The following is a 21,808-nucleotide window of genomic DNA, read 5'->3' as shown; positions in this document are numbered from 1 at the left end:
CGTCGCAAGCCGACGGGCGGGTACGACTGCCGAGTCTCCCGTAACACCGCTTCCGGCCCGCACGGCCCCCGTTCACCCCGAGGTGGTCGTGGTGTTCACCGGGCTTTCGATCCGCAGTTCGTACAGCGCCGCGGCGTCGTTGCGATACACGAGACGCAGGAACGGCAACTCGTCCAGCCCCGTCAATCCGGCGGGCCTCGGTGCGTCCTGCGGGTAACCGCCGGTTCCGAGGATCACCCACCGCACGTTCAGCCGCTCGACCGCGGCGCGCACCTCGGGGTCGCTGCGATACTGGTTGAACCGCTCTGACAGCAGCTGCGCCTCCGGCGGCACCAGGCCACGATCGAAATGCCCGGCAACCGTCCGGACGCCACTGAGCGCGTACGTCCACACGGTGCCATCGGCACGGTCGTTCATCGCCCAGTCGCCGGGCTTGGCCCGCTCCCGGAGTTCGAGCATCGCGACCGCCTCTCCCTTGCTCAGCGGGAGTTCCTGCTCCGCGACACCTGGGCGGGGGCCGTACCCCGGCTGCACCACCGACGCGTTCGCGCTGCTGTATAGCCCGCCGCTGCCAAGGACGAACACCGCGAGCACCGCTGCTGCGGTCACTGCCGATCCCGCATGCCGCACGGGAAGCCGAACACGGGCGGTCCGTTCGTACAGCCACCGCTGCGTCGACGCGATCCCGTGCGCGGCCAGCAGGCACAGGGGCACGGTCGCGATCGCGAGGAAGCGGTACGGGTCGTCCCACCACGGGCGGGACAACAGCTTCACCAGCGGGTGGTCCGACGTCATCACCGCCACCGCGAAGACCCCGGTGATCAGTGCGGTCACCGCGATCCAGCGCAGCTCGCCCAGACTCTTCAGCGTGATCAGGCCGACGACCAGGGCCGCCGTGAGCCACAGCTGCGGATACGGCTCGAAATGCTGGAACGTCAGCAGCGAGCCGAGCGCGGTGTTGACGCCAGTGTCGCTGGGCCAGCCGTTGTAGGCCACGTCGCCGGTCGCGAGCCCCAGCGCACCGAACAGTTGCAGGCAGCTGAGCGCGATACTCGCCACCGCCACCGGAAGCAGCGCGACCAGGTCACGCCGAATCGTCGGCAGCCGGTGCGCCCCGGCCTGCGCCCACCGCTGGAACAGCAGCGGCACGGCGAACAGGATGCCGGTGAACAGCGTCGAGGAGTGGATCGTCAGCAGGCCCACCGCGACCGCGGCGAGCAGGAATCCGGTGTCCAGCGCGGGCCGGGTGAGGTACGAGTGCAGCGCCACCGTGGCGAGCGGGGTGAGCGCGAGGCCGAGCAGGAACGGGTACAGCGGGCCGTGGTCGAGCGACTCGTAGAGCAGTGTCACGGGAGCGACGACGACCAGCGCCACCGCGCCCGCGAGAACCGCCCTGCCCTGGAACCGGCGGACCATCGCGATCATGGACAGGGCCAGCAGCCCCGGCAGCAGTACCACGCCGGCATTCAGCAGCACGGGGATGTCGACGCCCGTCAGGCTGTAGGCCAGCGACCCGACCAGGTGATAGGCGTTCGGGTAGAACAGCTGATTGTCCGCGGCGTACCAGTTGGTGTTCCCGGTGCCGGTCAAGCTGCCGTCCCCGGTTTCGGCGATGTAGCGGATGCCGTTCGCGTGGTACACGGCGTCGAAGCCCTGCGCCACGGCGTTGCCTGCGCCGAGGCCGCGCAGGACCGTGTAGGCCCCGACGGCCGCGGCCACCAGCAGGCAAGCCAGCACCCCCCAATGGGCCACCGGCGCCCAGGGCGACTTCGACGATGTGGCGGCCTCCGAGCGGCGCCTGACCAGCGCCCGCACCCCAAAGGCGGCGCCGGCGAGCAGGACCAGCACAGCCAGGAAACTGGCGATGTTGAACGGAATCCCGAGCACCGCCAGCCACGGCCCCGCCAGACCGGCGACGGCATAGGTCAGCAGTGGAGCTGTGGCGGCGAGCTGCCAGCCGCGCACGCCGGCCAGGGCCGCGATCAGCAGACCGGGAACCACGATCAGCACGGCGTAGACGGCCGTCACCACGCTGAAGGACACAAGAGCGAGCTCGGTTGGCATGGGAGATCCCTGGCAGCAGAGTGTGGGGCCGTTCGGCCCGATCGTCACGGCAGTTTGCCATGGCGGGCTCGGCATTGATGCACGCAGTGCCGCCGACCGTGTTCGGGCAGTCGTCGAACTTCGGGGATCGTGCGGCCATGAGCGGTCGCTCGACGCGCGGGGCGTGGCGGAGCCGCGACGGCGGGTGAGGGGGAAATGTAGTCTCGTCGCAACTGGGCAGGCCTGCGTCTGGGGAGAGCGAGGGGTCAGTTGGTTCTCGTCGTGGTGGGGGTCTGGCTGGTGCTCGCCGTGTTCGTCCTGGCAGCGTGGTCGCGGATCAATGCCCGCCGGCCGTGGCGGGTGGCCGCCGTACTTCTCGCGCTCGGCTTCTCGCTGGTGCACCAGTTGATGTTCTCGACGGTCGCCGAGGACGCATTCATCACTTTCCGGTACTCGCAGAACATCGCCCAGGGAAACGGCCCGGTATTCAATGTCGGCGAGCGGGTCGAGGGCTATTCGAACTTCCTGTGGATGGTTCTGCTGGCCCTGTTCAAGACCGTGTTCGGCGCGGAGATCATCGGTACCGCTGTGGTTCTCGGCGTGCTCAGCACGCTCGGGTGCGTGCTGCTCGCGTACGTGCTCGTCCACCGCATCGTGCGTAGGGCGCGGGGAGCGCAGGACTCGGCGCCGGCCTTCGGCGTCGCGGCAGCGGTACTGATCGCTGGTGCGGGTGGTCTCGCGGCCTACGGGCCGTCCGGGCTGGAAACCCCGCTGTTCCTCCTGCTCGTGCTCTGCGTGTGCCTCGCCGTGTCGGAGAACCGTTGTGTGGTGGCCGGTGTTCTGGTCGCCCTGGCGACGATGACGCGGCCAGACGGCGTCGTCATCGCGGTCGTCGCCGGGATTTGGCTCATCGTCCGCGCGGCAAGGCATCGGGTGGACTGGTGGGCGCCGGCCGGGTTCGTACTCGGCGCGCTCGTGCTGGCCGTGCCCTGGACCGCGTGGCGCGTCACCTACTACGGCTACCTCATACCCAACGCACTGGCCGCGAAGTCCGGCGCACCGCTCGGCTGGCAACTGGAGCACGGCTGGGAGTACCTGTCGAAGTTCGCCGTCCCGCACGGCGGGTTCCTTCTGCTGGCCGCCGCGGCACTGGTGGTGTTCGCCGTGCGACGGCCCAAGGGGGAGGGAACACCGGATCCCGATGTGCTCACTGCGCGTTCGGCGATCTGGCTCCTCTTCGTTCTCGCACTCGTCTACCTCGCCTTCATCACCTACGCCGGTGGCGACTGGATGCCCGCTTGGCGATTGCTGGCGCCGGTCCCGCCGTTGCTGGCGATCGCGGCCGTGGCGGCCCTCGGCGCCACGGGCAGCGGTGTCCGGACCGGCGCGGCGCCGTCGCCCCGGCCGCGACGGCTCTGGCTCGACCGCACGGTCGTGCCCGTCGCTGTCGTCCTTTCCGGACTGTCACTTTTCGTCTCGGTGACGCACGAACAGATGCTGCAGCGGATGCACGACTGGCGGGACGCGATCGTCGAGCTGGGGGAGATCGGTGACTGGCTCGGTTCGAACCTGCCGAGCGGAACGGTCGTCAGTACCTTCGCCAACGGTGCGCTTTCGTACGAGGCCGGAACGCATATCGTCATGCTCGACGTGCTGGGGCTGACCGACGAGCACATCGCCAGGCACGGTCAGCGCGACCAGAAGCTCGACCTCGTCGGTCACCTCGCGCAGGACTACGACTATGTGGTGAACCAGCGCATGCCCGCATTGGCGATCACCACAGGCGTCGGTTACACCGACAGCCAGCGTTGCGGGGCAGATCCGCTGTATGCGGGGCGCTACCTGGTGGCTACGTTCCGCCGGGTGGGCACGGACAAGTGGGTCAAGGTCTACCCGATCCGGGAACAGGCGACACGGATCATCGAGACCCTGGACGCCGACCCGCGGTTCGAGCACGTTCCCTGCGGCTGAGTGACTCGCACAACCTACGGATCCGTAGGTTTCGGAGTTACCGTCACGTAGCCTGGGTGAATGGCAGAGCTCGTGTACCCGCCCGTCGTGCTGGCGGCCAAGACCATGTTTCGAGTACTCGACAACAAGCTCAGGGTCGAGGGCATCGAGCACATTCCGGCCACCGGCGGTGCCGTCATCGCCTGCAACCACGTCAGCTATCTCGACTTCATCTTCTGTGGCCTCGGCGCCCAGCCGGCCAAGCGGCTCGTGCGATTCATGGCGAAGCAGGAGATCTTCGCCAACCGGATCGCCGGGCCGCTGATGCGCGGGATGCACCACATTCCAGTCGACCGCGCCGCGGGTAAGGCGTCCTATGACGAGGCCGTGCGCCGGTTGCGGGCTGGGGAGGTCGTCGGTGTGTTCCCCGAGGCCACGATCAGCCGGTCGTTCACCGTCAAGGGGCTCAAGTCCGGTGCCGTGCGGATGGCGGCCGAGGCGGGTGTTCCGGTGGTGCCGATGGCGCTGTGGGGTACGCAGCGGCTGTGGACCAAGGGCAGGCCGCGCACACTGACCAAGCGGCACGTACCGATCTCGATCCTCACCGGTGAGCCGCTGTACCCCGGGTCCGACGAGGACCCTGAGGTGCTCACGAAGGATCTGCGGGTGCGGATGTCGGCACTGCTGGACACCGTGCAGGCGGAGTACCCGGAGCAGCCCGCCGGCGACGAGGAGCGCTGGTGGCTACCGGCGCACCTCGGTGGCACCGCCCCCACTCCGGAAGCGGCCGCCGAACTCGACGCCCGCGGCAAGTAGGTCCTCCGCCGCACCTCCCAGCGTGGGAGTAGGTACGTCTGCAAGTACACCCAAGCAAGATCAACATGTGCTCTAACCGCTACCAAGTGCTGCTGGGTTGGTAGCGGTTAGCGACGAACTTGATCTTGCTTGGTGGTACTTGCAGGCGCACCAAACCCCGTGGGGTCAGAACCAGCGCTCGAGGACCTGGGCCACGCCGTCCTCCGAGTTGGGGGCGGTGATCTCGTCGGCGGCCTCGAGTACCGCGGGGTGTGCGTTCGCCATCGCCACCCCGTGCCCGGCCCACCGCAGCATGGCCAGGTCGTTGGGCATGTCGCCGAAGGCGATGGTCCGCTCGGCCGACACCGAGAACTTCCCGGCGACCTCGGCGAGACCCGCCGCCTTGGTGATGCCCGGTGCCGAGATCTCGATCAGTCCCGCTCCAGTGGAGAAGGTGATGTCGACGGCGTCCCGCAGGACCGTTCGCGCCGCGTCGGCCATTTCGTCCGAAGTCATTCCTCGCACGCTGACCAGCAGTTTCACCGCCGTGTGGCCGAGTACCTCGGCCCTCGGTGCCGTTGATCCCTCGCCGTCGCCCCACGGGCTGTGATAATCCGGCTCGATCACGAACGGCCGGAGATCCTTGTCGATGGCACTCCGGCCCGCGCGCTCGGCGGCCAGCCTGCAGCCGGGCAGCGCGTCCGCGAGTGCGTCGGCGATGTCGTGCAGCACCACCGGCTCCAGTCCGTGTACGTTCAGCACCCGGTCAGCGGCGATGTCGTAAAGCACCGCGCCGTTCGCGCACACCGCGTAGCCCTCCAGCCGCGCTGGCCCGGCCACCGGTGCGATCCATCGCGCGGGCCGCCCGGTGACCAGGATGAAGGGCACGCCTTCCTCAGCCACCTGATGCACGACGGCGGCGGTGCGCGGGCTCAGTCGTTCCGCGGGGTCGAGCAGCGTTCCGTCCACGTCCGAAGCGATCAGCTGGGGTCTGTCCACACCTCCATCATTCCTGATCGTTCCCGGCGGCGACGTTTTCGTGGGCAGCGTCTCCGCCGCCGAGTGCGACCGCCGCACGCACACAGGTGTCTTCGCTGGAGATCACTCATCCGCGCGGGCCTCCGGGAGCACGTTCGGCGTGGACCGAATGGGCGACCCGGCGCTACCACTGCGCGCGTTGTCGGGGGTAGCCACTACGTTGGGCCGGGTGCGTGTTGGCATCGTGATCCTTCCCGAAGACCGCTGGTGGGCCGCAGAGCCCAAGTGGCGAGCCGCGGACGAGTACGGCTTCGACCACGCCTGGACCTACGACCACCTGGGCTGGAGATCGCTGGTCGACGGGCCCTGGTTCGATGCGGTACCGACGCTGACCGCGGCCGCGGGGGTGACCTCACGCATCCGGCTCGGCACCTTCGTCGCGTCGCCGAACTTCCGCCACCCGGTCCCGTTCATGCGGGAGGCGAACACCCTCGACGACATCTCCGACGGGCGAATCATCCTCGGTCTCGGTGCCGGAACCGCTGCGTTCGACGCCAAGGTGCTCGGCTACCCCGAGTTGACCGTCAAGCAGCGCGCGGACCGGTTCACCGAGTTCGTCGAAGCACTGGACGGGCTGCTCACCACCGACAAGTTCGACTACACGGGTACCTACTTCACCTCGGTGGGCGCGCGTAACCTGCCCGGTCCCGTGCAGCGGCCGCGCATCCCCTTCTTGGTCGCAGCGAACGGCCCGCGCACCATGCGCCTCGCCGCTCGCTTCGGCGCGGGCTGGGTCACGACGGGCTCGCCCGCCCAGACCCAGCAGGAATGGTGGAAGAGCGTCGCCGAGAAGGCGGCGGCCTTCGACCGGGCACTGGAGGAGACGGGCAGGGCCGACGCGAAGATCCCGGTGCACCGCTATCTGAGCCTGGACGCCGCGCCGGTCTACTCCCTGTCCAGTGTGCAGGCCTTCGCGGATGCCGCGGGCCTGGCAGAGGAGCTGGGCTTCACCGACGTCGTCGCCCACTGGCCGCGCAGTAGCGGACCGTACGAGGGACACGAGTCGGTCCTCGAGAACGTCGTGGACACCGTCCTGCCCGACCTTCAGGGTCGCCCGAAAGAGTGATATCTGGTCAGGCCGGAAACCAAATTCGCGCTTGCCTCGTCGCTGTAGACAGGGGCGTTGTCCTCGCCCCTGCCGCCGGCTGATCGCACCACGCTCGTGCCGCGCACGAGCTGGTCGCGGTACCGGTCGCGTGAACCACCCCCGGGGGGTGCTGGGGGCCCGAGGTCCCCGTGTGGCCGGCAGGGGCAGGCGGGCCACGCGGGGGCCGCTTTCCTGGGCTCCCGCTCAGGTCCGGAGCGCGTAGATCACCGCGTCGGAATTGCGGAACACGGCGTCGAGGAACGGCAGGCCGTCGAGGTCGCGCAACCCCGGCGCTCTGGGGATGTCCGGGGTGATCGCGCCGGAACCCAGTAGCACGTGCCGTACGCCGAGCCGCTCGACCGCAGCCCTGACCTCGGGATTCGTGGCGTACTCGCGGAAGTGGTTCGCCAGCAGCCGGGCGTCCGGCGGCGCGACGCCCGGGTCGTAGTGACCCGCGACGGGAAGCACCCCGGAGATCGCGTACAGCCAGGCCGTGCCGTCCTTGCGGTCGTTGAGCACCCGTTCACCCGGCTCGGCCAGCCGTCCCATCTCCAGCATGGCCGCGACCTCCGCCCCGGAGACCGGGATCGGCGTCTCCTGGGCCTGCGGACCGTTGTGATAGGCGTAGGAGACCGCCGTGGCGTTGGCCGTCGTATAGAACCCATGGGTGAGCGTGGCCAGCGCGCCCACCAGCACCACGGCGCTCGCTGCCCCGAGTCGCGCCGGAACCCTCGGGTTCGCCCGCAGTCTCGGCAGGAGGGATACGGCCCTGGTGAGCCAGCGCTGCAGCTCCGCGAGGCCGTGCCCGGCCAGCAGGCACAGCGGGATGGCCGCCAGCGCCATCAGCCGGTAACGGTCGTTCCACCACGGCCGGGAGACAGTGATGACCCACGGCACGGACCCATAGCTGGTGACCAGTACGAACAGGCCGGAGAGCAGCACCGCGGAGCCGGCGACCCAGCGCAGCGCACCGAGCGCGCCGATGGTGAAGATTCCGGCGAACAGCAGTACGGACAACCAGACCTGCGGCTCGTCGAGGATCTGCCGGAAGGTGAGCAGTTGCTCCAGCGCCTCGGCGACCGGGACGTCCGAAGCCCACGGCATGTACGGGTAGCTGCCCGAACTGAACGTCAGCGCCCCGATCACCTGTGGCGCGGCGAGAACGGCTGCGGCGACACCGACCGGCATCAGGCGCAGCAGGTCGCGACCCACTTCGCCCTCGCGCCGCCACCAGCGTTGGAGCAGCATCGGGACGGCGAACAGGACCGCGCCGAACAGCGTGCTGGAGTGCACGGCGAGCAGTCCCGCCATGGCCAGTGCGAACACGACAGCGGTGTCCAGGCCGGGGCGCTGCAGGAACCGGCGTAACGCCACCACGGCCAGCGGGGTGAGCACGATGCCGAGCGCGAACGGCAGTAGGCCACTGGAGACCGACTCGTAGGCTCCCGTGGTCGCCGCGCCCGCCACGATGGCCGCACTGCCCGCGAAGACCGCGCGACCGCCGAACTGGCGCACCAGCGCGACGAGGGACAGCGCGAAGATGCCCGCGATCGGCACGGTGATCGAGTTGAGCACCGTGGGGATGCTCGCGCCGGACAACGAGTACACCAGCGAGCCGACCAGGTGGTAAGCGTTCGGATAGAACAATCCGTCCGGATACCAGTTGATCGTGGCCATTCCGTACAGCCCGCCGTCACCGGTCTCGGCGATGTAGCGGATGCCGTTGGCGTGGAAGACCGTGTCCCACCGCTGGAAGACCGCTGTCGTCCCGCCCGCGGCGGACAGTACGGCGGCGATCGACACCGCGGTGGCGGCCAGTACGCAGGCCGCGACGGCAAGGTGTGCCCTGGTGGTCCAGGAGCCGGGCGGGTCGGCGGTGTCCTTGCCGGAAGTGTCCCGGGGCCCGCGCCGCAGGGTCAGCGCGCGCGCACCCGCGGCGAGTCCGGCCAGCAGCAGGGTGCAGGCCGCCGCCGTCGCGACGTTGTACGGCAGGCCCAGGTTGGCCAGCCAAGGTCCGGCGAGGCCGGTGGCGGTGTAGGTCAGCAGGGGAGCGAGGCCGGCCAGTGTCCAGCCGCGCAAGCCCGCCGCCGCACCGATAAGAATGCCCGGAGCGACCAGCAGGACCAGATAGATACTGATCGTGCCGGCGTAGGTCCAGAACATGTCCGGTGTCGCCACAGATGTCAGCTTTTCCTGCTCGTAGGTACCCCGTTGCAAAGGTCGGTGCGGTGGTTGTCCTCAAGCGCCGGTAGCCTGTGCGCCCGTGAGCGCGCACACGAACCCCACAGAGGTTACTGAAGGCAATTTTGCCGGTTACGACCTGATCGTAGTCGGTTCGGGTTTCTTCGGGCTTACCGTGGCCGAACGGGCCGCCACTCAGCTGGGTAAGAGAGTGCTGGTCCTCGAGCGGCGTAGCCATCTCGGTGGCAACGCGTACTCAGAGGCGGAGCCGGAAACCGGAATCGAGGTGCACCGCTACGGTGCGCACCTGTTCCACACCTCCAACAAGCGGGTCTGGGACTACGTCACCCAGTTCACCGAGTTCACCGACTACCAGCACCGCGTGTTCGCGAAGTACTCCGGCCAGGTGTACTCGTTCCCGATGAACCTGGGCATGATCAACCAGTTCTTCGGGAAGTCGCACACCCCGGACGAGGCGCGCACGTTGATCGCCGAGCAGTCCAGCGAGATCGACACGAAGGACGCGCAGAACCTCGAGGAGAAGGCGATCTCGCTGATCGGCCGGCCCCTGTACGAGGCGTTCGTCCGCGGCTACACCGCGAAGCAGTGGCAGACCGACCCGAAGGAACTCTCGGCGTCGATCATCACCAGGCTGCCGGTGCGCTACAACTTCAACAACCGGTACTTCAACGACACCTACGAGGGTCTCCCGGTCGACGGCTACACCGCCTGGCTGGAGCGGATGGCGGACCACGAGAACATCGAAGTGCGCCTGAACGTCGACTACTTCGACGTGCGTGAGCAGATCCCCGCAGGCACCCCGACGGTCTACACCGGACCGGTCGACCGGTACTTCGACTACCGCGAGGGCCGCCTCGGCTGGCGCACACTCGACTTCGAGCAGGAGGTCGTGCCGACCGGTGACTTCCAGGGCACCTCGGTGATGAACTACAACGACCAAGAGGTCCCCTACACCCGCATCCACGAGTTCCGCCACTTCCACCCCGAGCGGGACTACCCGACGGACAAGACGGTCGTGGTGCGGGAGTACTCGCGCTTCGCCAACGATGACGACGAGCCGTACTACCCGATCAACACGCAGGACGACCGGGAGAAGCTGGAGCGCTACCGGGAGTTGGCCAACACCGAGGCCAAGGAGCGCAACGTCCTCTTCGGCGGCAGGCTGGGTACCTACAAGTACCTGGACATGCACATGGCCATCGGTTCCGCGTTGACTGCCTTCGACAACAAGATCGCGCCGCACCTCAGCGACGGAGCGCCCCTGGACGGAAGCCTGGACGCCTGATGCTCAAGCCCAGCAAGCCCTCGCCCGAGATCGCGGTACTCGCCGCGGTCCAGCGGACGATCGCGCGTCCCACGACCGTGCGGGCCGCGCGGGGCCTGTCCCACTTCGGTGAGCACAGTGCGGGCTGGTTCGCGCTCGGCTTGCTCGGCGCGGCCGTGGACCGGCCGCGCCGCAAGGACTGGCTGACCGGGGCAGTGAGCGTCGTGGGTGCGCACGCCGCCTCCATCGCGGTGAAGCGGGTGGTGCGCAGGCGCCGCCCGGAGCACCCGTCAGTCGAGGTCCTGGTCGGCACGCCGAGCAGGTTGAGCTTCCCGTCCTCGCACGCCACCTCCACCACCGCCGCCGCGGTGGTGTACTCCGGGTTGACCGGGCGCAACCTCGTGCCCGCCCTCGTGCCGCCGATGCTGGCCTCGCGCCTGGTCCTCGGTGTGCACTACCCGACCGATGTGCTCGCCGGCGCCGTCCTCGGTGCCGGAATCGGAGCCGCCGTCCGGAAAAGGCTGAAGAAGTAACTTATGAGTGAGACGACCGAGCACATCGACGTCACCGAACCTCGGCGAGGCGGCCCCGTGGGAGTCGCACTGGGCGTGCTGCGGACGGCGAGACCCCGCCAGTGGGTCAAGAACGTGCTGGTCTTCGCCGCTCCCTTCACCGCGGGCCTGATCGGCGAAGGCGGGGTACTGCTCGACGCGGTGATCGCGTTCGTGGCGTTCTCGCTCGTCGCGTCCTCGGTCTACCTGATCAACGACGCGATCGACGTCGAGGCCGACCGCGCTCATCCCACGAAGCGCAACCGGCCGATCGCCGCCGGTGTCGTGCCGGTGCCGGTGGCGTACGTGGCCGCTGTGGTGTTCTTCCTCGCCGGGATGGGCGTCGGTCTGCTCGCCAATCCGAAACTGCTGATCGTCCTCGGCGTGTACGAGGCCGTGCAGCTCGGCTACTGCTTCGGTCTCAAGCACCAGCCGGTGATCGACCTGGCGATCGTCGGATCCGGCTTCCTGATGCGCTCGATCGCTGGTGGTGTCGCGGCGGACATCGCGTTGTCGCAGTGGTTCCTGCTGGTCACCGCGTTCGGCTCGCTGTTCATGGTGGCAGGTAAGCGCTACGCGGAGATCATGCTCTTCGAGCGCACGGGGGCCAAGATCCGGTCTTCGTTGAAGAAGTACTCGGGCAGCTACCTGCGGTTCGTCTGGGCGACCTCCGCGGCGATCCTGATCATGTCGTACTGCCTGTGGGCCTTCGAGCTGCAGCAGCGCGCCGCCGATTCGGTGTGGGCGGTCGTTTCGATGGTCCCGTTCGTCGTCGCGGTGCTGCGCTACGCCGTCGACGTGGACGGCGGCAACGCCGGCGAGCCGGAGGAGATCGCTCTGCGGGACCGAGTGCTACAGGTTCTCGGCGCGTCCTGGGTGGTTACACTCGTCATCTCGTTCTACCTGTAAGGGCAAGATCGGCGTTCGCGCAGGACACGGGCAGGTCTCACCCTCATAACAGGAACGTCACGGGTGCGACGTACAGTGTCCTCGATGTCCTGGACCCCGCAAACCGCGCCGGCTCGCGGTGCCGAGTCCGCGGGCCCGGCGACCGACCCGGTCCGCGGGGTGAGCGACCGCAGGCTCGCCGCCGTTGTCGGTCTCGTGTCGGCGCTGGTGTTCGTGGTGCTCCGGCCGCACCTGATCGACGACACCTACATTACGCTGTCCTATGCCAAGAACCTCGCCCTGCACGGGCACTGGGGCCTGATCACCGAGGGCACTTCGAACACGGCGACCTCGCCCCTGAACGTCCTCGCCCTGGCCGTGCTCACCGTGGTGCTGCGCGAAGCCGAGGTCGCCGTGGGCGTGTTGTTCGTGCTGACCCAGGTGCTACTGGTGCTCGGCCTGCGCCGCATCGGCGAGCGACAGGGGCTGCCGTCGTGGTTCGCGCCGGTGACCGTGGCCGTGCTCACCCTGAACCCATTGCTCATCTCGTCCGTCGGACTCGAGATCGGCCTGGGAGCCGCGGCCCTGGCGTGGTTGCTGGTGTTCGCGGCTGAACGCCGTCCGCTTGCGCTCGGTGCGGTCGCAGGCCTGGTGGCGCTGATCCGGCTGGACCTGCTGGTGCTGGTGGCTGTGGTCGTACTGGCCCGGAGGGGTGCGTTCGCGGGCGCGTTGCGGACCGTTGCCGGTTTCCTCGGTGTCGCCCTGCCGTGGTTCCTGTTCAGCTGGCTGGCGCTGGGTTCCGCCGTGCCGGACACGCTGGTGATCAAAACCCTGCAGCGGTCGTGGGGAGAGTGGAGTTTCACCAACGGAGCCGCGCTGTACTGGCAACACTTCCCGCTGGAGACCGTGTTGTCGTTCCTGCCGTTGCTGCTCGCGGCGGTGGCGGGGCCGATCTGGCTGGTGCGGCTCCTGCACGGTTCGGTGGCCGACCGCGAGCTGGTGCCGTTCGCCGCTCTCGCGGTCGGTGGGGCACTGCACTTCCTTGCCTACGTATGGCTGGATGTGCCTCCCTACCACTGGTACTACGGCCCGAGCATCATCGCGGCCACCGTGTTCCTGCTCGCTTGGGGCGCGCGGCTGCGAGCGCGGGTGGGGATTGCCGCCGGGCTCGTGCTCGCCACGGTGAGCGCGCTGGCCTACGCCGCACCCGGCCTGCCAAGGGACTTCTCCCCGATCACCAGCAACCATGCGACTTCCGAGCGCTACAGCGAGATCGGCCAGGACCTCGGCAGGATCGCGCAGGGCAGGACGGTGCACAGCGCGGGCGAGATCGGTGCGCTGGCGTACTCCTGCGACTGTGCGATCGTCGACCTCTTCTCCGACAGGGGAGCCGTCGCGCCGGCCATCGAGGAGAGCGAACGGCGCAGCGGCACCGTCGGCAGGGCGTTGACGGAGGCGAACTTCCAGTTCTTCGATCGAAACCAGCGGCCGGTCGCGCCGGAGTTGGTGCTCGAGGTGACAACGGGCGTCCCGCCGGCGAAGGCACTGGCCACCTGGACCATCCACTCGCCGTGGGCGGGAACGCAACAGCTGTACCTGGTTAACGCCGCCGACGCCAGGCCACCGAAAAGGATGTGGTGACCTCGTCCCATCGCACTTTCCCGGGAAAGTGCGATGGGACAAGCCGGTGACCTGGGGCGACAGTTTTCGGCCTCGCACTTTCCCGGGAAAGTGCGGTAGGGGGTAGTTGGCGGCGTTGATGATCTTGCTTGGTGGTACTTGCAGGCGCACCATCTCTGGGCTGGCGCTTTCCCGGGAAAGTGCTTGGCTGGAAACTGCCTGGGGTGGCTCCGTCAGATGGGCAGTTTCCGGAAGATCGGCCGGGGAACGTGGCGCAGTGCCGACATGACGAGCCGGAACGGTGCGGGTGCCCAGACGAGTTCCTTGCCCTTTCGCGCCGCGTCCACGGCGATCTCAGCCACCTGCTCGGCGGTCTGCTCCAGCGGTGCCTTGCCCATTCCCTCGGTCATCTTCGTCTTCACCTGGCCAGGCCGGACGACCGTGATCCGGACGCCGTGCGGACGCAGCGCCTCGCCGAGGCCGAGGAAGAAGCCGTCGAAGCCGGCCTTGGTCGAGCCGTAGAGGAAGTTGGACCGCCGCACCCGTTCACCTGCCACGGAGGACAACGCCACCACGCGGCCGTGGCCCTGCCGCTTGAGCCGGTCGGCGAGCGCGACCCCGGCCGACACCGCGGCCGTGTAGTTCACCGTCGCGAGCTCCACCGCCTTGCCGTGGTCCTGCCACACCTCCTCGGCGTCGCCGAGCAGTCCGAACGCGACGACGGAAACGTCGATATCGCCTTCGGCGAAGGCCTTCTCGATCACCGAGGGGTGCGATGCGGTGTCCTTCGCATCGAATTCCACAGTGGACACCGTGGCTCCCGCGGCGCGCAGCCGTTCTGCCGCGGCATCCAGCCGGGCAGAGGGCCGGGCGGCCAGCACGATCCGGAGCGGCCCCTCGGCGAGGTACTTCTCCGCGATCGCGAGCGCGATGTCGGAGGTGCCGCCGAGCAGCAGCAGTGACTGGGGATTTCCTACGGCGTCGATCACAGTGTTCTTCCTCAAGATCGGGTGGTGCTCAGGTGTGGGCCGGTTGTGGCGAATACGCGAGAAGTCCTCACAATTCCAACCTTCTCGACATATCCGAAGCGAACACACCGTCCGGGTCGACGGTGTGGCGGATCTTGCGCCACTCGTCCAGCCGCGGGTACATCCGGTGGAAGTTCTCCGCGCTCGTCCGGGAGTCCTTGGCCGTGTAGAGCCGTCCGCCGATCGCCAGCACGTCGTCGTCCAGTTCCCTGCAGAACTCGCCGAGCCCGTCCTTGATCGGGAAGTCGAGGCAGATCATCAGACCGGGGTGCGGGAACGACAGCGGTGCCCGGTTGCCCTCACCCATCCGCTTGATCACGTTGAGGAACGACACGTGCCCCGACTCCGCGACCTTTCGCAGGATCCGGCGTAACTCCTCGTAGGCGTCCGGCGGGGTGCTGAACTGGTACTGCAGGAAGCCCTTCGACCCGTAGGCGCGGTTCCATTCACCGAACAGATCCAGCGGGTGGTAGAACGCCGTGAGGTTCTGGATCAGCCCGCGGGCCCGTTTCGGCGTCTTGCGGTAGTAGAGCTCGCCGATCGCGCTGAACGCCAGCTTGTTCGCCAGGCCATTGGGAAAGACGTCCGGCAGGGTCGCCAGCTGTGGGGCGTCGAACTTGAGCGGGTCGGCCCGTAGTTTCGGCGGCAGGTCCTCGAGCTTCGCCAGCGACCCCCGGCCGAAGGCGGCGCGGCCGAGCTTGGGCCCGGTGGAAATCGAGTCGAACCACGCCGAGGAGTACGTGTACGCCTCGTCGGAGCCGTCGCTGAGCAGTTCGATCGTCTCATCGAGGTCGGCGGTGCGGTCGGCGTCGGCGATGAAGTACGCCGTTTCCGTCCGCGTCATCCGGACGGTGGCCCGCAGGATGATCCCGGTCAGCCCGCACCCGGCGACCGTGGCCCAGAAGAGGTCGGAGTCGGTGCCCTCCGGAGTCACGGTGCGCAGCGAACCGTCCGCGGTGAGCAGGTCCATCGACACGACGTGGTTGCCGAAGCTGCCCGCGGAGTGGTGGTTCTTGCCGTGGATGTCGTTGCTGATCGCACCACCGATGGTCACCTGCCGGGTCCCGGGCAGGACCGGAACCCAGAGCCCGTGCGGAAGTGCCGCCCGCATCAGTTCGTCCAGGCTGACTCCGGCGTCGACGTCGGCGAGCCCACTGTCCGGATCGATCGAGTGGATGCGGTTCAGGGCGGTCATATCGATCACGAGCCCGCCCGCGTTCTGCGCCGGGTCGCCGTAGGATCTGCCGAGTCCGCGCGCGATCACGCCGCGATCACCCGCCTGGGTAACGGCCCTGGCGATCAGCTCGACGTCCGGCGTGCTCAGCACGTCGGCCACCGTCGGCGCCGTCCGGGCCCAGCCGGTCAGTGTCCTGCGTTCGCTGGGAAGAGGAGTCGCTGCGCTCACCTCAACCAGGGTAGCGTTCGCCCCGAACGTGATCCGATGGTGACCACTTCTACACTCGGTCTTGCCCCTGACCACGAACCCGATCGATGAGGCAGACAGTGGTGGCGACCGATCCGCAGGCAGATGTGACAGTTGGACGCTCGGCGTCCCCTGGTCTGCTTGGCCAGCTTCTCAGGTTCGGCCTCATCGGTGGGTTCTGCGCGCTCCTGGACTTCGGCACCTACCAGGGCCTGCTCGCGCTCGGCATGATCGACGCGCCCTGGGTCGATTTCGCGCGGGCGATCAGTTTTGTCGTGGGAACCACCACCGCCTTTTTTCTTAACCGCAAGTTCACGTTCGCAGGTGGGCAGCGAAAAGGTGCGGGGCAGGTCGGCGGTTTCGTTCTTCTTTATGCCGTGACGTTCTTCGTCGCGGTCGGAATGAACAGGTGGATGCTGCTGCTCATACCGGCCTCAGCCTGGGAGACCACGCTGGCCTGGGTGATTTCGCAGGCAACCGCAACCACTATCAATTTCGTCATGTTGAAGTGGGTCGTCTTTCGCGAACCGCGTCCATAACCCGCACCGGCTCGCCGTGTACCTTGGCAGCCGCGAGCAGGCATCTCCTTGGAGGATCAGAGTCTCATGCCCGGTAAAGCAGCACCGGCCACCGGTTCGGCGACAGCCCAGAAGTCGGCCACCAACGGTACTGCCGGCGGTGTGAGTTCCGCCGGTGCCGACCGGACGGCGTTCTCCGAGCGCGCGCCCCAGGGGCGGTTGATCGCGCAGCGGGGCCTCTATTCCGGTCCGTCCGATGTGGTCAGCAAGGACCTCTACGGCGAGGTGGTTCGGGGCGTCGCCACGCGCAGGCGGGCGAGTGTGACCCTGGAGCCCTCGGCTCGGGTGTCCGGCAACACCTACTTCGGCAGGTTCCCGGCCAGCTACTGGCAGCGGTGGACCACGGTCGGTGAGGTCACGGTGGAGGCCGTGGTCAGCGGCTCGGGCCGGCTCAGCGTCGGGGCGTCCGATGTCGAGGGTGACCAGCGCGTGGTCGCGGTGCGTTCGGTCGAGGGCGCGGAGCAGGCGAGTGTCACGCTCGAGGCCAAGCTCGACAAGTTCTACGACGGTGGTGCGCTCTGGCTCGACCTCGAGACGGAGGGTGACCGGCTGACCGTCGAGAGTGTCCGCTGGTCGGTCGAGCCGCCGGAGCAGATCCGCCCGACCGCGGTGACGATCTGCACGATGAATCGCGCCGACGACTGCCTGAGCAACCTCAAGGCGCTCGCGGGCGACATCTCCTCGCTGGAGACGCTGGACGCCATCTACGTGGCCGACCAGGGCAACGACACGGTGGACTCGCGCGAGGGCTTCGCCGAGGTCGCCGCCCAGCTCGGCGGCATGCTGCACTACATCAAGCAGCCGAACCTCGGCGGTGCGGGCGGCTTCACCCGCGGGCTCTACGAGGTGGCCGGGCACACCGAGACCGAGCACGCGAACGTGTTGTTCATGGACGACGACGTACTGCTCGAGCCGGACCTGGTGATCCGGCTGACCGCGTTCTCGAACCGGGCAGCCAACCCCGTCATCGTCGGTGGGCAGATGCTGAACCTGCTGCACCCGAACCAGCTGCACGTCGGCGCGGAGTACGCCCGGCTGAACACGCTGGAGCCCGGCCAGCCGGTGGAGCACAGCCTGACCACGGCCGACCTGCTCGGGGTGGACGAGGAGACCGGCAAGCCGAACCGGCAGGAGCGCAGGCTCGACGCCGGCTACAACGGCTGGTGGTCCTGCCTGATCCCGTACGAGGTGGTCAAGGAGATCGGCTACCCGATGCCGTTCTTCTTCCAGTGGGACGACGCCGAGTACAGCTACCGCGCTCGTGCACACGGCTACCCGACGGTCACCCTGCCCGGTGCCGGGGTGTGGCACGCGGACTTCCACTGGAAGGACTGGGACGAGTGGCACCGCTACTTCAACCTGCGTAACTCGATCATCACCGCGGCGCTGCACAGCCCGTTCGACCTCAACCTGCTCTCGCGGGTGCTGTTCGCCCAGATCGTGCGCTACCTGCTCGGTATGCAGTACGGCCTCACCGCGACGCTGATCAAGTCGGTCGAGGACTTCCTCGAGGGCCCGGAGATCCTGCGCGACGGCGGTGTCGCCGCGATGAAGGAGATCCGGGAGATCCGGGCGCGTTACCCGGAGACGAAGCGGTACCCGGCCACGGATGTTCCCGGCATCGCCTCCAACGACATCGGCATCATCAACACCGCGCCAAGGCCGAGCCTGCAGCGTGCGGTGCTGGTCAAGCGCATCCTGGACCGGGTGCTCGGTAAGCACCGGCACTCTCTCGGCGCGATCCCCAGCGATGAGGCCCACTGGTGGCACGTGTCGCTGTTCGAGACGGCAGTGGTCACCGACGCCTCACAGGAGGGCGTGCGGGTGCGCAAGTACGACCGGCAGCGCATGTTCGAGCTGGCCAAGCACGGAGTCCGGACTCTGCAGCGGCTGCGCAAGGAAGGCCGGGCAGTGCAGGAGCAGTACCGGCGCGCGACGCCCGAGCTGACCAGCAGGGAGAACTGGACCAGGCTCTACGAGCTCTGAGCCCCGTTGCGGGCCTCGCACTTTCGCGGGAAAGTGCGAGGCTCAATGCAACCCGAAGACCTTGCCCTTGCGCTGAAGATCATCGATGTAGGCAACGGCCACGTTGGCGAAGTTGATCGCCACCGTGGCGCCGTCCTTGGTGTGCACCGCCCGGACCGTGCCCTTCACCAGCAGGGTGCGTAGTTCCTGCTCCAGCTCTTCGTAGTCGTCCGGTGGCAGGGCGAACATCAGTGTCTCGCCCCCCGCCGCGAGGTGCAGGACGAGTGCGGGACGTTCGGCGCGTTTCTCTTCGGTCATGAATCCAGCAGAGCAGCAGCCGTGGCGGCCGACAAGACGGTTCGCTGTCGGCGGAGCGGATCTGGGCCTGGCGAACCGCCTGCGGCGGGGTGCGGCGGTCCGCTAACGTTCACCCGGAGCTCACGATCGCAGGGGGAGCAGGCAATGACTTACTCGTTCTCGCTGTCACTGACGGCGGTGGACATGCTTCTGGAGCACAGCAAACTCGGCCGTGCACCTTTCCCGTTCCAGGTGCCGCACATCGGGACCACGCACACCCAGCGCGCGCAGGTGCGCGAAGCGGTGTTCCGCGACCTCGACGCACGCGGCATCATGCGCGGCGGCCAGGTGGACGCGGACGTGGAACTCGCATTGCGCACCTTCGTCAGCTCGCCCGTGGCGATCGCCGCCGTCGCCAAAATGGACAAGGGCAAGAAGCTGTTCGCCAGGGCGGGCACCGATGGTCAATACGGCGTGGTGGCGCGGCAGGACGAGAACCTGCTCGTCTTCGAGGAGGCCAGGCCGACCGGCTTGGTTCCCGCGATCGTCGACCTGCTCCCACTCACCCCGGCCGCGGCGGGTCAGTCGGTCACGGTCGCCCGTCCGGCACCGCGTAAGCAGCGCTCCCGGCACGCGTCGGACGACGGCGGCTACGACCCGTTCGCGGGAGTCGCTGCGCCACGTTCGCAGTCGAGCAGCCAGTTGCGCTCGGTGGAACGGATCTTCGAGAAGCCGAAGCTGCGGATCGGCCAGATCACCGCGTTCGTGCAGGCCAGGGACGGCAAGGAAGCCGGACTGGGGCCGATGGCCTGGTTCGATACCGAGGACGGGCGGTACTTCACCACGATGAACGACGCCACCGACGGCCAGGAGTGGATCACCTACGCTCCCGCCGACAACGCCCGGATCGCCCAGCACCTCTACTCCCAACTAGAGGGTTACCTCTGACCGGGAACCACGCTCACGCTTGTCACGTCCCAGTGGTGGTGGCCCGGTTGATCCGGTGAATCCGGCCGTATGCCGGGAGATCACCGAGTAGAATCCGCGGCGGAGTGACACAGGCGACGATGTGGGGCGGCGATGGAGTTCTTCGAGGCTGATCCTGGTCAGGCGGCGAAACGCGCCGATTCCATGATGAGCAGTGGCTTTCTCGCCACCGGTGGAATCAGCGCGAAGGCCGTCGAGGCGACCAAGGTCGAGACGCAGAAGCTGGTCAGCGCGGCGAAGTCCGGCGGTTTCCGGATCAGCGAGAAGGGCGTCCAGCCGCTGCTCGACTCGATCAGGAACATGAAGGAAGAACTCACCGATGTGCGGCGGGACGCAGGACTGTACCTCTCGCAAGCACCTCGCCTGGGCAGTCACGACTACGGCCACACCGTCGCCCAGCACGATCAGAAGGGTGGCGCCGACGAACCGGGCTCGGCCGGGGTCGTGCTCCAGCAGTTCGAACTCGTGCTCGACCAGGCTGCTGAGGCGCTCGAGCGCGCCGCGGGGATCTACCAGGAGAACGAAGATCAGGTCGAGTCCTCCGCCAAGACCTACCAGGTCTGATCGATGCGCATGAACAGCATTCGGACCGCCCTTCTCGCGGCCGCCCTGCTCACCCTGACCGCGTGCTCGGGACAGGAGGGTGGCACCGCGCTGCCTACCGATCCGCAGGAGCCTTCGACAGCGACATCGGAGTCCGCCACGCCACCGGAGAACGGCGGATCCCCCACGGCGGGACTGGACCCGTGTTCCCTGCTCAGTGCGGGCGATCTGAGTCAGTTCGGCACCTTCGCCGAAGGCGAGCCGAAAGAGCTGGGTGGCGCCAGAGGGTGCGACTTCGACAAGGAGCTGAAGAGCGCGAGCGACGATTCGGTCGGGGTGAGCGTCGCCGTGCGGGACGAACAGGGAGTCGCCGAGGTGAGCGACCTCGGTAGCGGCGTCCAGGCGGGCAACGTACCCAGCGGGCGCAAAGCCGCGAGCACGAGCGGGAACGGTACCTGCCTCATCGCGCTCGAAGTGACCGAAACTTCCCGTGTCGACGTGGGTGCGGTGACCAACACCGACGAGCAGGCCTGCGAGATCGCCGACGCGGTTGCCGAGATCGTCGAACCGAAGCTTCCCAAGGGGTAAGGGGACGAGATGAACACGCAGAACCCGGGCGCTCCGCCGGAACTGACCGACCGGCAGGTCGCGGAGCTCTCGCCGGCCGATCGTGAGCAGTACTTCCAGGACAGGGCGACCGCCGGGGTCGACGACGGTGGGATGTTCGGCTGGGTCCAGCGGATGCAGGCGCATGTCGCCGCGGCCGGCGAGGCCGAGCGGGCCAGCAGGGACAGCGTGCGCGACTTGTCCTCGGGGGCCGACGTGCAGTTCGTGGAGGGGCTCACTCCCTCGGACGCGAACTACCAGGGCCACGAGCATGCCCAGATGACGACGTATGTGTCGCAGAATCTGGATCCGGACCAGGTCGGTGAGGTGTCCGAGGCCTACCACAAGCTGCACATGGCCTTCAAGGAGTTCGCCACGGAGCTGAAGTCGGCCGTCGGCAAGTCGGAGCACGAATGGGAGGGTGAGGCCGCGTCGGACGCGCGGAACTACTTCACCAGCCTCCAGGAGTGGTCCGACGGAAACTCGACGAACGCCAAGCTGGCCTCCGAAACGATCTATCAACAGTCCGAGGCCGCGACCACGGCGAAGAACCGGATGCCGGAGGAGATTCCGTTCAACTGGGACTCCGAGATGGCGAAGTGGGGCAACAACCCACTCGATCTCATCGGCAACATCAACGAGTCGATGGAGACCTACCGGGCCAGTAACGAGGCGCATTCCCAGGCGGCCACGGTGATGGGGCAGTACGACACCGAGTTGTACTCGGCCGCCTCGAAGCAGCCGGTGTTCGCCGAGCCGCCCAAGTTCGGGGCCGGTTCGGGACGATACGACGTCAACCCGCCCAAACCGGGTGAGAACAGCACGGATGCTTCCGGCTTCGTCGGTGGCGGTGCCGGCGGGGGCCAGGGGTCCATTCCGAACGCCTCGATCCCGCCGGGTGGCGGTGGTGCCGGGGGTGGCGGCATCCCCGGTGGAGGTGGTG

At 67.9% G+C, this 21,808-nt stretch carries 18 protein-coding genes and 1 pseudogene; 13 read left to right on the top strand and 6 right to left on the bottom strand.

Going from position 1 to position 21,808, the window contains the following annotated elements; genetic code table 11:
• Window positions 1-72 precede the first annotated feature (72 nt).
• Window positions 73-2,064, bottom strand: a complete 1,992-nt coding sequence (locus D0C15_RS22700; protein ID WP_116049032.1) for a DUF6541 family protein — start codon at window positions 2,062-2,064, stop codon at window positions 73-75.
• Between the two features lie 249 nt (window positions 2,065-2,313).
• Between D0C15_RS22700 and D0C15_RS22695 the strand changes: the two genes are divergently transcribed.
• Complete coding sequence (locus tag D0C15_RS22695; protein ID WP_116049030.1) at window positions 2,314-4,014, top strand: glycosyltransferase family 39 protein; 1,701 nt, start codon at window positions 2,314-2,316, stop codon at window positions 4,012-4,014.
• A 60-nt stretch (window positions 4,015-4,074) separates the two neighbouring features.
• A complete protein-coding gene (locus D0C15_RS22690) occupies window positions 4,075-4,809 on the top strand; it encodes a lysophospholipid acyltransferase family protein (protein WP_116049027.1) in 735 nt (244 codons plus the stop codon).
• 165 nt (window positions 4,810-4,974) lie between these two features.
• Here D0C15_RS22690 and D0C15_RS22685 read toward each other — a convergent pair whose 3' ends face one another.
• Window positions 4,975-5,787, bottom strand: coding sequence for a Cof-type HAD-IIB family hydrolase (locus tag D0C15_RS22685; RefSeq protein WP_116049025.1), 813 nt, complete (start codon window positions 5,785-5,787; stop codon window positions 4,975-4,977).
• 208 nt (window positions 5,788-5,995) lie between these two features.
• On the opposite strand from D0C15_RS22685, the gene D0C15_RS22680 reads away from it, so the two are divergent.
• Entirely contained in the window at window positions 5,996-6,892 is an 897-nt protein-coding gene (locus D0C15_RS22680; protein WP_116049023.1) for an LLM class flavin-dependent oxidoreductase, read from the top strand.
• Between the two features lie 225 nt (window positions 6,893-7,117).
• Here the strand turns inward: D0C15_RS22680 and D0C15_RS22675 are convergent, their stop codons facing one another.
• The gene (locus D0C15_RS22675) at window positions 7,118-9,091 is read right to left on the bottom strand and encodes a DUF6541 family protein (RefSeq protein WP_116049021.1); all 1,974 of its coding nucleotides are present in this window, start codon (window positions 9,089-9,091) and stop codon (window positions 7,118-7,120) included.
• Between the two features lie 85 nt (window positions 9,092-9,176).
• Between D0C15_RS22675 and glf the strand changes: the two genes are divergently transcribed.
• From glf to D0C15_RS22655, 4 genes are all read left to right on the top strand, one after another.
• Window positions 9,177-10,400 (top strand): UDP-galactopyranose mutase, encoded by a 1,224-nt coding sequence (gene glf, locus D0C15_RS22670; protein ID WP_116049019.1) that lies wholly within the window; start codon window positions 9,177-9,179, stop codon window positions 10,398-10,400.
• Window positions 10,400-10,912 (top strand): phosphatase PAP2 family protein, encoded by a 513-nt coding sequence (locus D0C15_RS22665; RefSeq protein ID WP_116049016.1) that lies wholly within the window; start codon window positions 10,400-10,402, stop codon window positions 10,910-10,912. The genes glf and D0C15_RS22665 overlap by 1 nt, the downstream gene beginning before the upstream one ends.
• A gap of 3 nt (window positions 10,913-10,915) precedes the next feature.
• On the top strand, window positions 10,916-11,839 hold the full coding sequence (locus tag D0C15_RS22660; protein ID WP_116049015.1) for a decaprenyl-phosphate phosphoribosyltransferase: 924 nt from the start codon (window positions 10,916-10,918) through the stop codon (window positions 11,837-11,839).
• An 84-nt stretch (window positions 11,840-11,923) separates the two neighbouring features.
• On the top strand, window positions 11,924-13,459 hold the full coding sequence (locus tag D0C15_RS22655; RefSeq protein WP_116049013.1) for a hypothetical protein: 1,536 nt from the start codon (window positions 11,924-11,926) through the stop codon (window positions 13,457-13,459).
• A 212-nt stretch (window positions 13,460-13,671) separates the two neighbouring features.
• Here D0C15_RS22655 and dprE2 read toward each other — a convergent pair whose 3' ends face one another.
• On the bottom strand, window positions 13,672-14,427 hold the full coding sequence (gene dprE2 / locus D0C15_RS22650; RefSeq protein ID WP_116049011.1) for a decaprenylphospho-beta-D-erythro-pentofuranosid-2-ulose 2-reductase: 756 nt from the start codon (window positions 14,425-14,427) through the stop codon (window positions 13,672-13,674).
• A 67-nt stretch (window positions 14,428-14,494) separates the two neighbouring features.
• Entirely contained in the window at window positions 14,495-15,871 is a 1,377-nt protein-coding gene (gene dprE1, locus D0C15_RS22645; RefSeq protein WP_116049155.1) for a decaprenylphosphoryl-beta-D-ribose oxidase, read from the bottom strand.
• 98 nt (window positions 15,872-15,969) lie between these two features.
• Between dprE1 and D0C15_RS22640 the strand changes: the two genes are divergently transcribed.
• Both D0C15_RS22640 and D0C15_RS22635 read left to right on the top strand, forming a co-directional pair.
• Window positions 15,970-16,428 (top strand): GtrA family protein, encoded by a 459-nt coding sequence (locus D0C15_RS22640; RefSeq protein WP_116049153.1) that lies wholly within the window; start codon window positions 15,970-15,972, stop codon window positions 16,426-16,428.
• A gap of 66 nt (window positions 16,429-16,494) precedes the next feature.
• The gene (locus D0C15_RS22635) at window positions 16,495-18,453 is read left to right on the top strand and encodes a glycosyltransferase (RefSeq protein ID WP_116049009.1); all 1,959 of its coding nucleotides are present in this window, start codon (window positions 16,495-16,497) and stop codon (window positions 18,451-18,453) included.
• A 42-nt stretch (window positions 18,454-18,495) separates the two neighbouring features.
• Here D0C15_RS22635 and D0C15_RS22630 read toward each other — a convergent pair whose 3' ends face one another.
• Complete coding sequence (locus tag D0C15_RS22630) at window positions 18,496-18,750, bottom strand: hypothetical protein (protein WP_116049007.1); 255 nt, start codon at window positions 18,748-18,750, stop codon at window positions 18,496-18,498.
• Window positions 18,751-18,894: 144 nt separating this feature from the next.
• Here D0C15_RS22630 and D0C15_RS22625 point away from each other — a divergent pair, with 144 nt between their 5' ends.
• The 4 genes and pseudogenes from D0C15_RS22625 to D0C15_RS22610 form a co-directional block, all read left to right on the top strand.
• Entirely contained in the window at window positions 18,895-19,677 is a 783-nt protein-coding gene (locus D0C15_RS22625; RefSeq protein ID WP_116049004.1) for an ESX secretion-associated protein EspG, read from the top strand.
• Window positions 19,678-19,809: 132 nt separating this feature from the next.
• On the top strand, window positions 19,810-20,280 hold the full coding sequence (locus D0C15_RS22620) for a hypothetical protein (protein WP_116049002.1): 471 nt from the start codon (window positions 19,810-19,812) through the stop codon (window positions 20,278-20,280).
• 9 nt (window positions 20,281-20,289) lie between these two features.
• Window positions 20,290-20,847, top strand: a complete 558-nt coding sequence (locus D0C15_RS22615; protein ID WP_116048999.1) for a DUF3558 family protein — start codon at window positions 20,290-20,292, stop codon at window positions 20,845-20,847.
• A gap of 9 nt (window positions 20,848-20,856) precedes the next feature.
• Window positions 20,857-21,808, top strand: a pseudogene (locus D0C15_RS22610) (hypothetical protein); the annotation flags it as partial.

This window comes from Amycolatopsis palatopharyngis (genome assembly GCF_003385185.1).
Lineage (GTDB): Bacteria > Actinomycetota > Actinomycetes > Mycobacteriales > Pseudonocardiaceae > Amycolatopsis > Amycolatopsis palatopharyngis.
The sequence above is the reverse complement of the archived record's forward strand: the minus strand, read 5'-3'. Positions and strand labels throughout refer to the sequence as shown.

Excerpts from the sequence above, each read along its gene's own strand:
- D0C15_RS22700 (WP_116049032.1), bottom strand. The coding sequence starts at position 2,064 with ATGCCAACCGAGCTCGCTCTTGTGTCCTTCAGCGTGGTGACGGCCGTC.
- D0C15_RS22690 (WP_116049027.1), top strand. The coding sequence starts at position 4,075 with ATGGCAGAGCTCGTGTACCCGCCCGTCGTGCTGGCGGCCAAGACCATG.
- D0C15_RS22665 (WP_116049016.1), top strand. The coding sequence starts at position 10,400 with ATGCTCAAGCCCAGCAAGCCCTCGCCCGAGATCGCGGTACTCGCCGCG.
- D0C15_RS22660 (WP_116049015.1), top strand. The coding sequence starts at position 10,916 with ATGAGTGAGACGACCGAGCACATCGACGTCACCGAACCTCGGCGAGGC.
- D0C15_RS22655 (WP_116049013.1), top strand. The coding sequence starts at position 11,924 with ATGTCCTGGACCCCGCAAACCGCGCCGGCTCGCGGTGCCGAGTCCGCG.
- D0C15_RS22635 (WP_116049009.1), top strand. The coding sequence starts at position 16,495 with ATGCCCGGTAAAGCAGCACCGGCCACCGGTTCGGCGACAGCCCAGAAG.
- D0C15_RS22630 (WP_116049007.1), bottom strand. The coding sequence starts at position 18,750 with ATGACCGAAGAGAAACGCGCCGAACGTCCCGCACTCGTCCTGCACCTC.
- D0C15_RS22625 (WP_116049004.1), top strand. The coding sequence starts at position 18,895 with ATGACTTACTCGTTCTCGCTGTCACTGACGGCGGTGGACATGCTTCTG.
- D0C15_RS22620 (WP_116049002.1), top strand. The coding sequence starts at position 19,810 with ATGGAGTTCTTCGAGGCTGATCCTGGTCAGGCGGCGAAACGCGCCGAT.
- D0C15_RS22615 (WP_116048999.1), top strand. The coding sequence starts at position 20,290 with ATGAACAGCATTCGGACCGCCCTTCTCGCGGCCGCCCTGCTCACCCTG.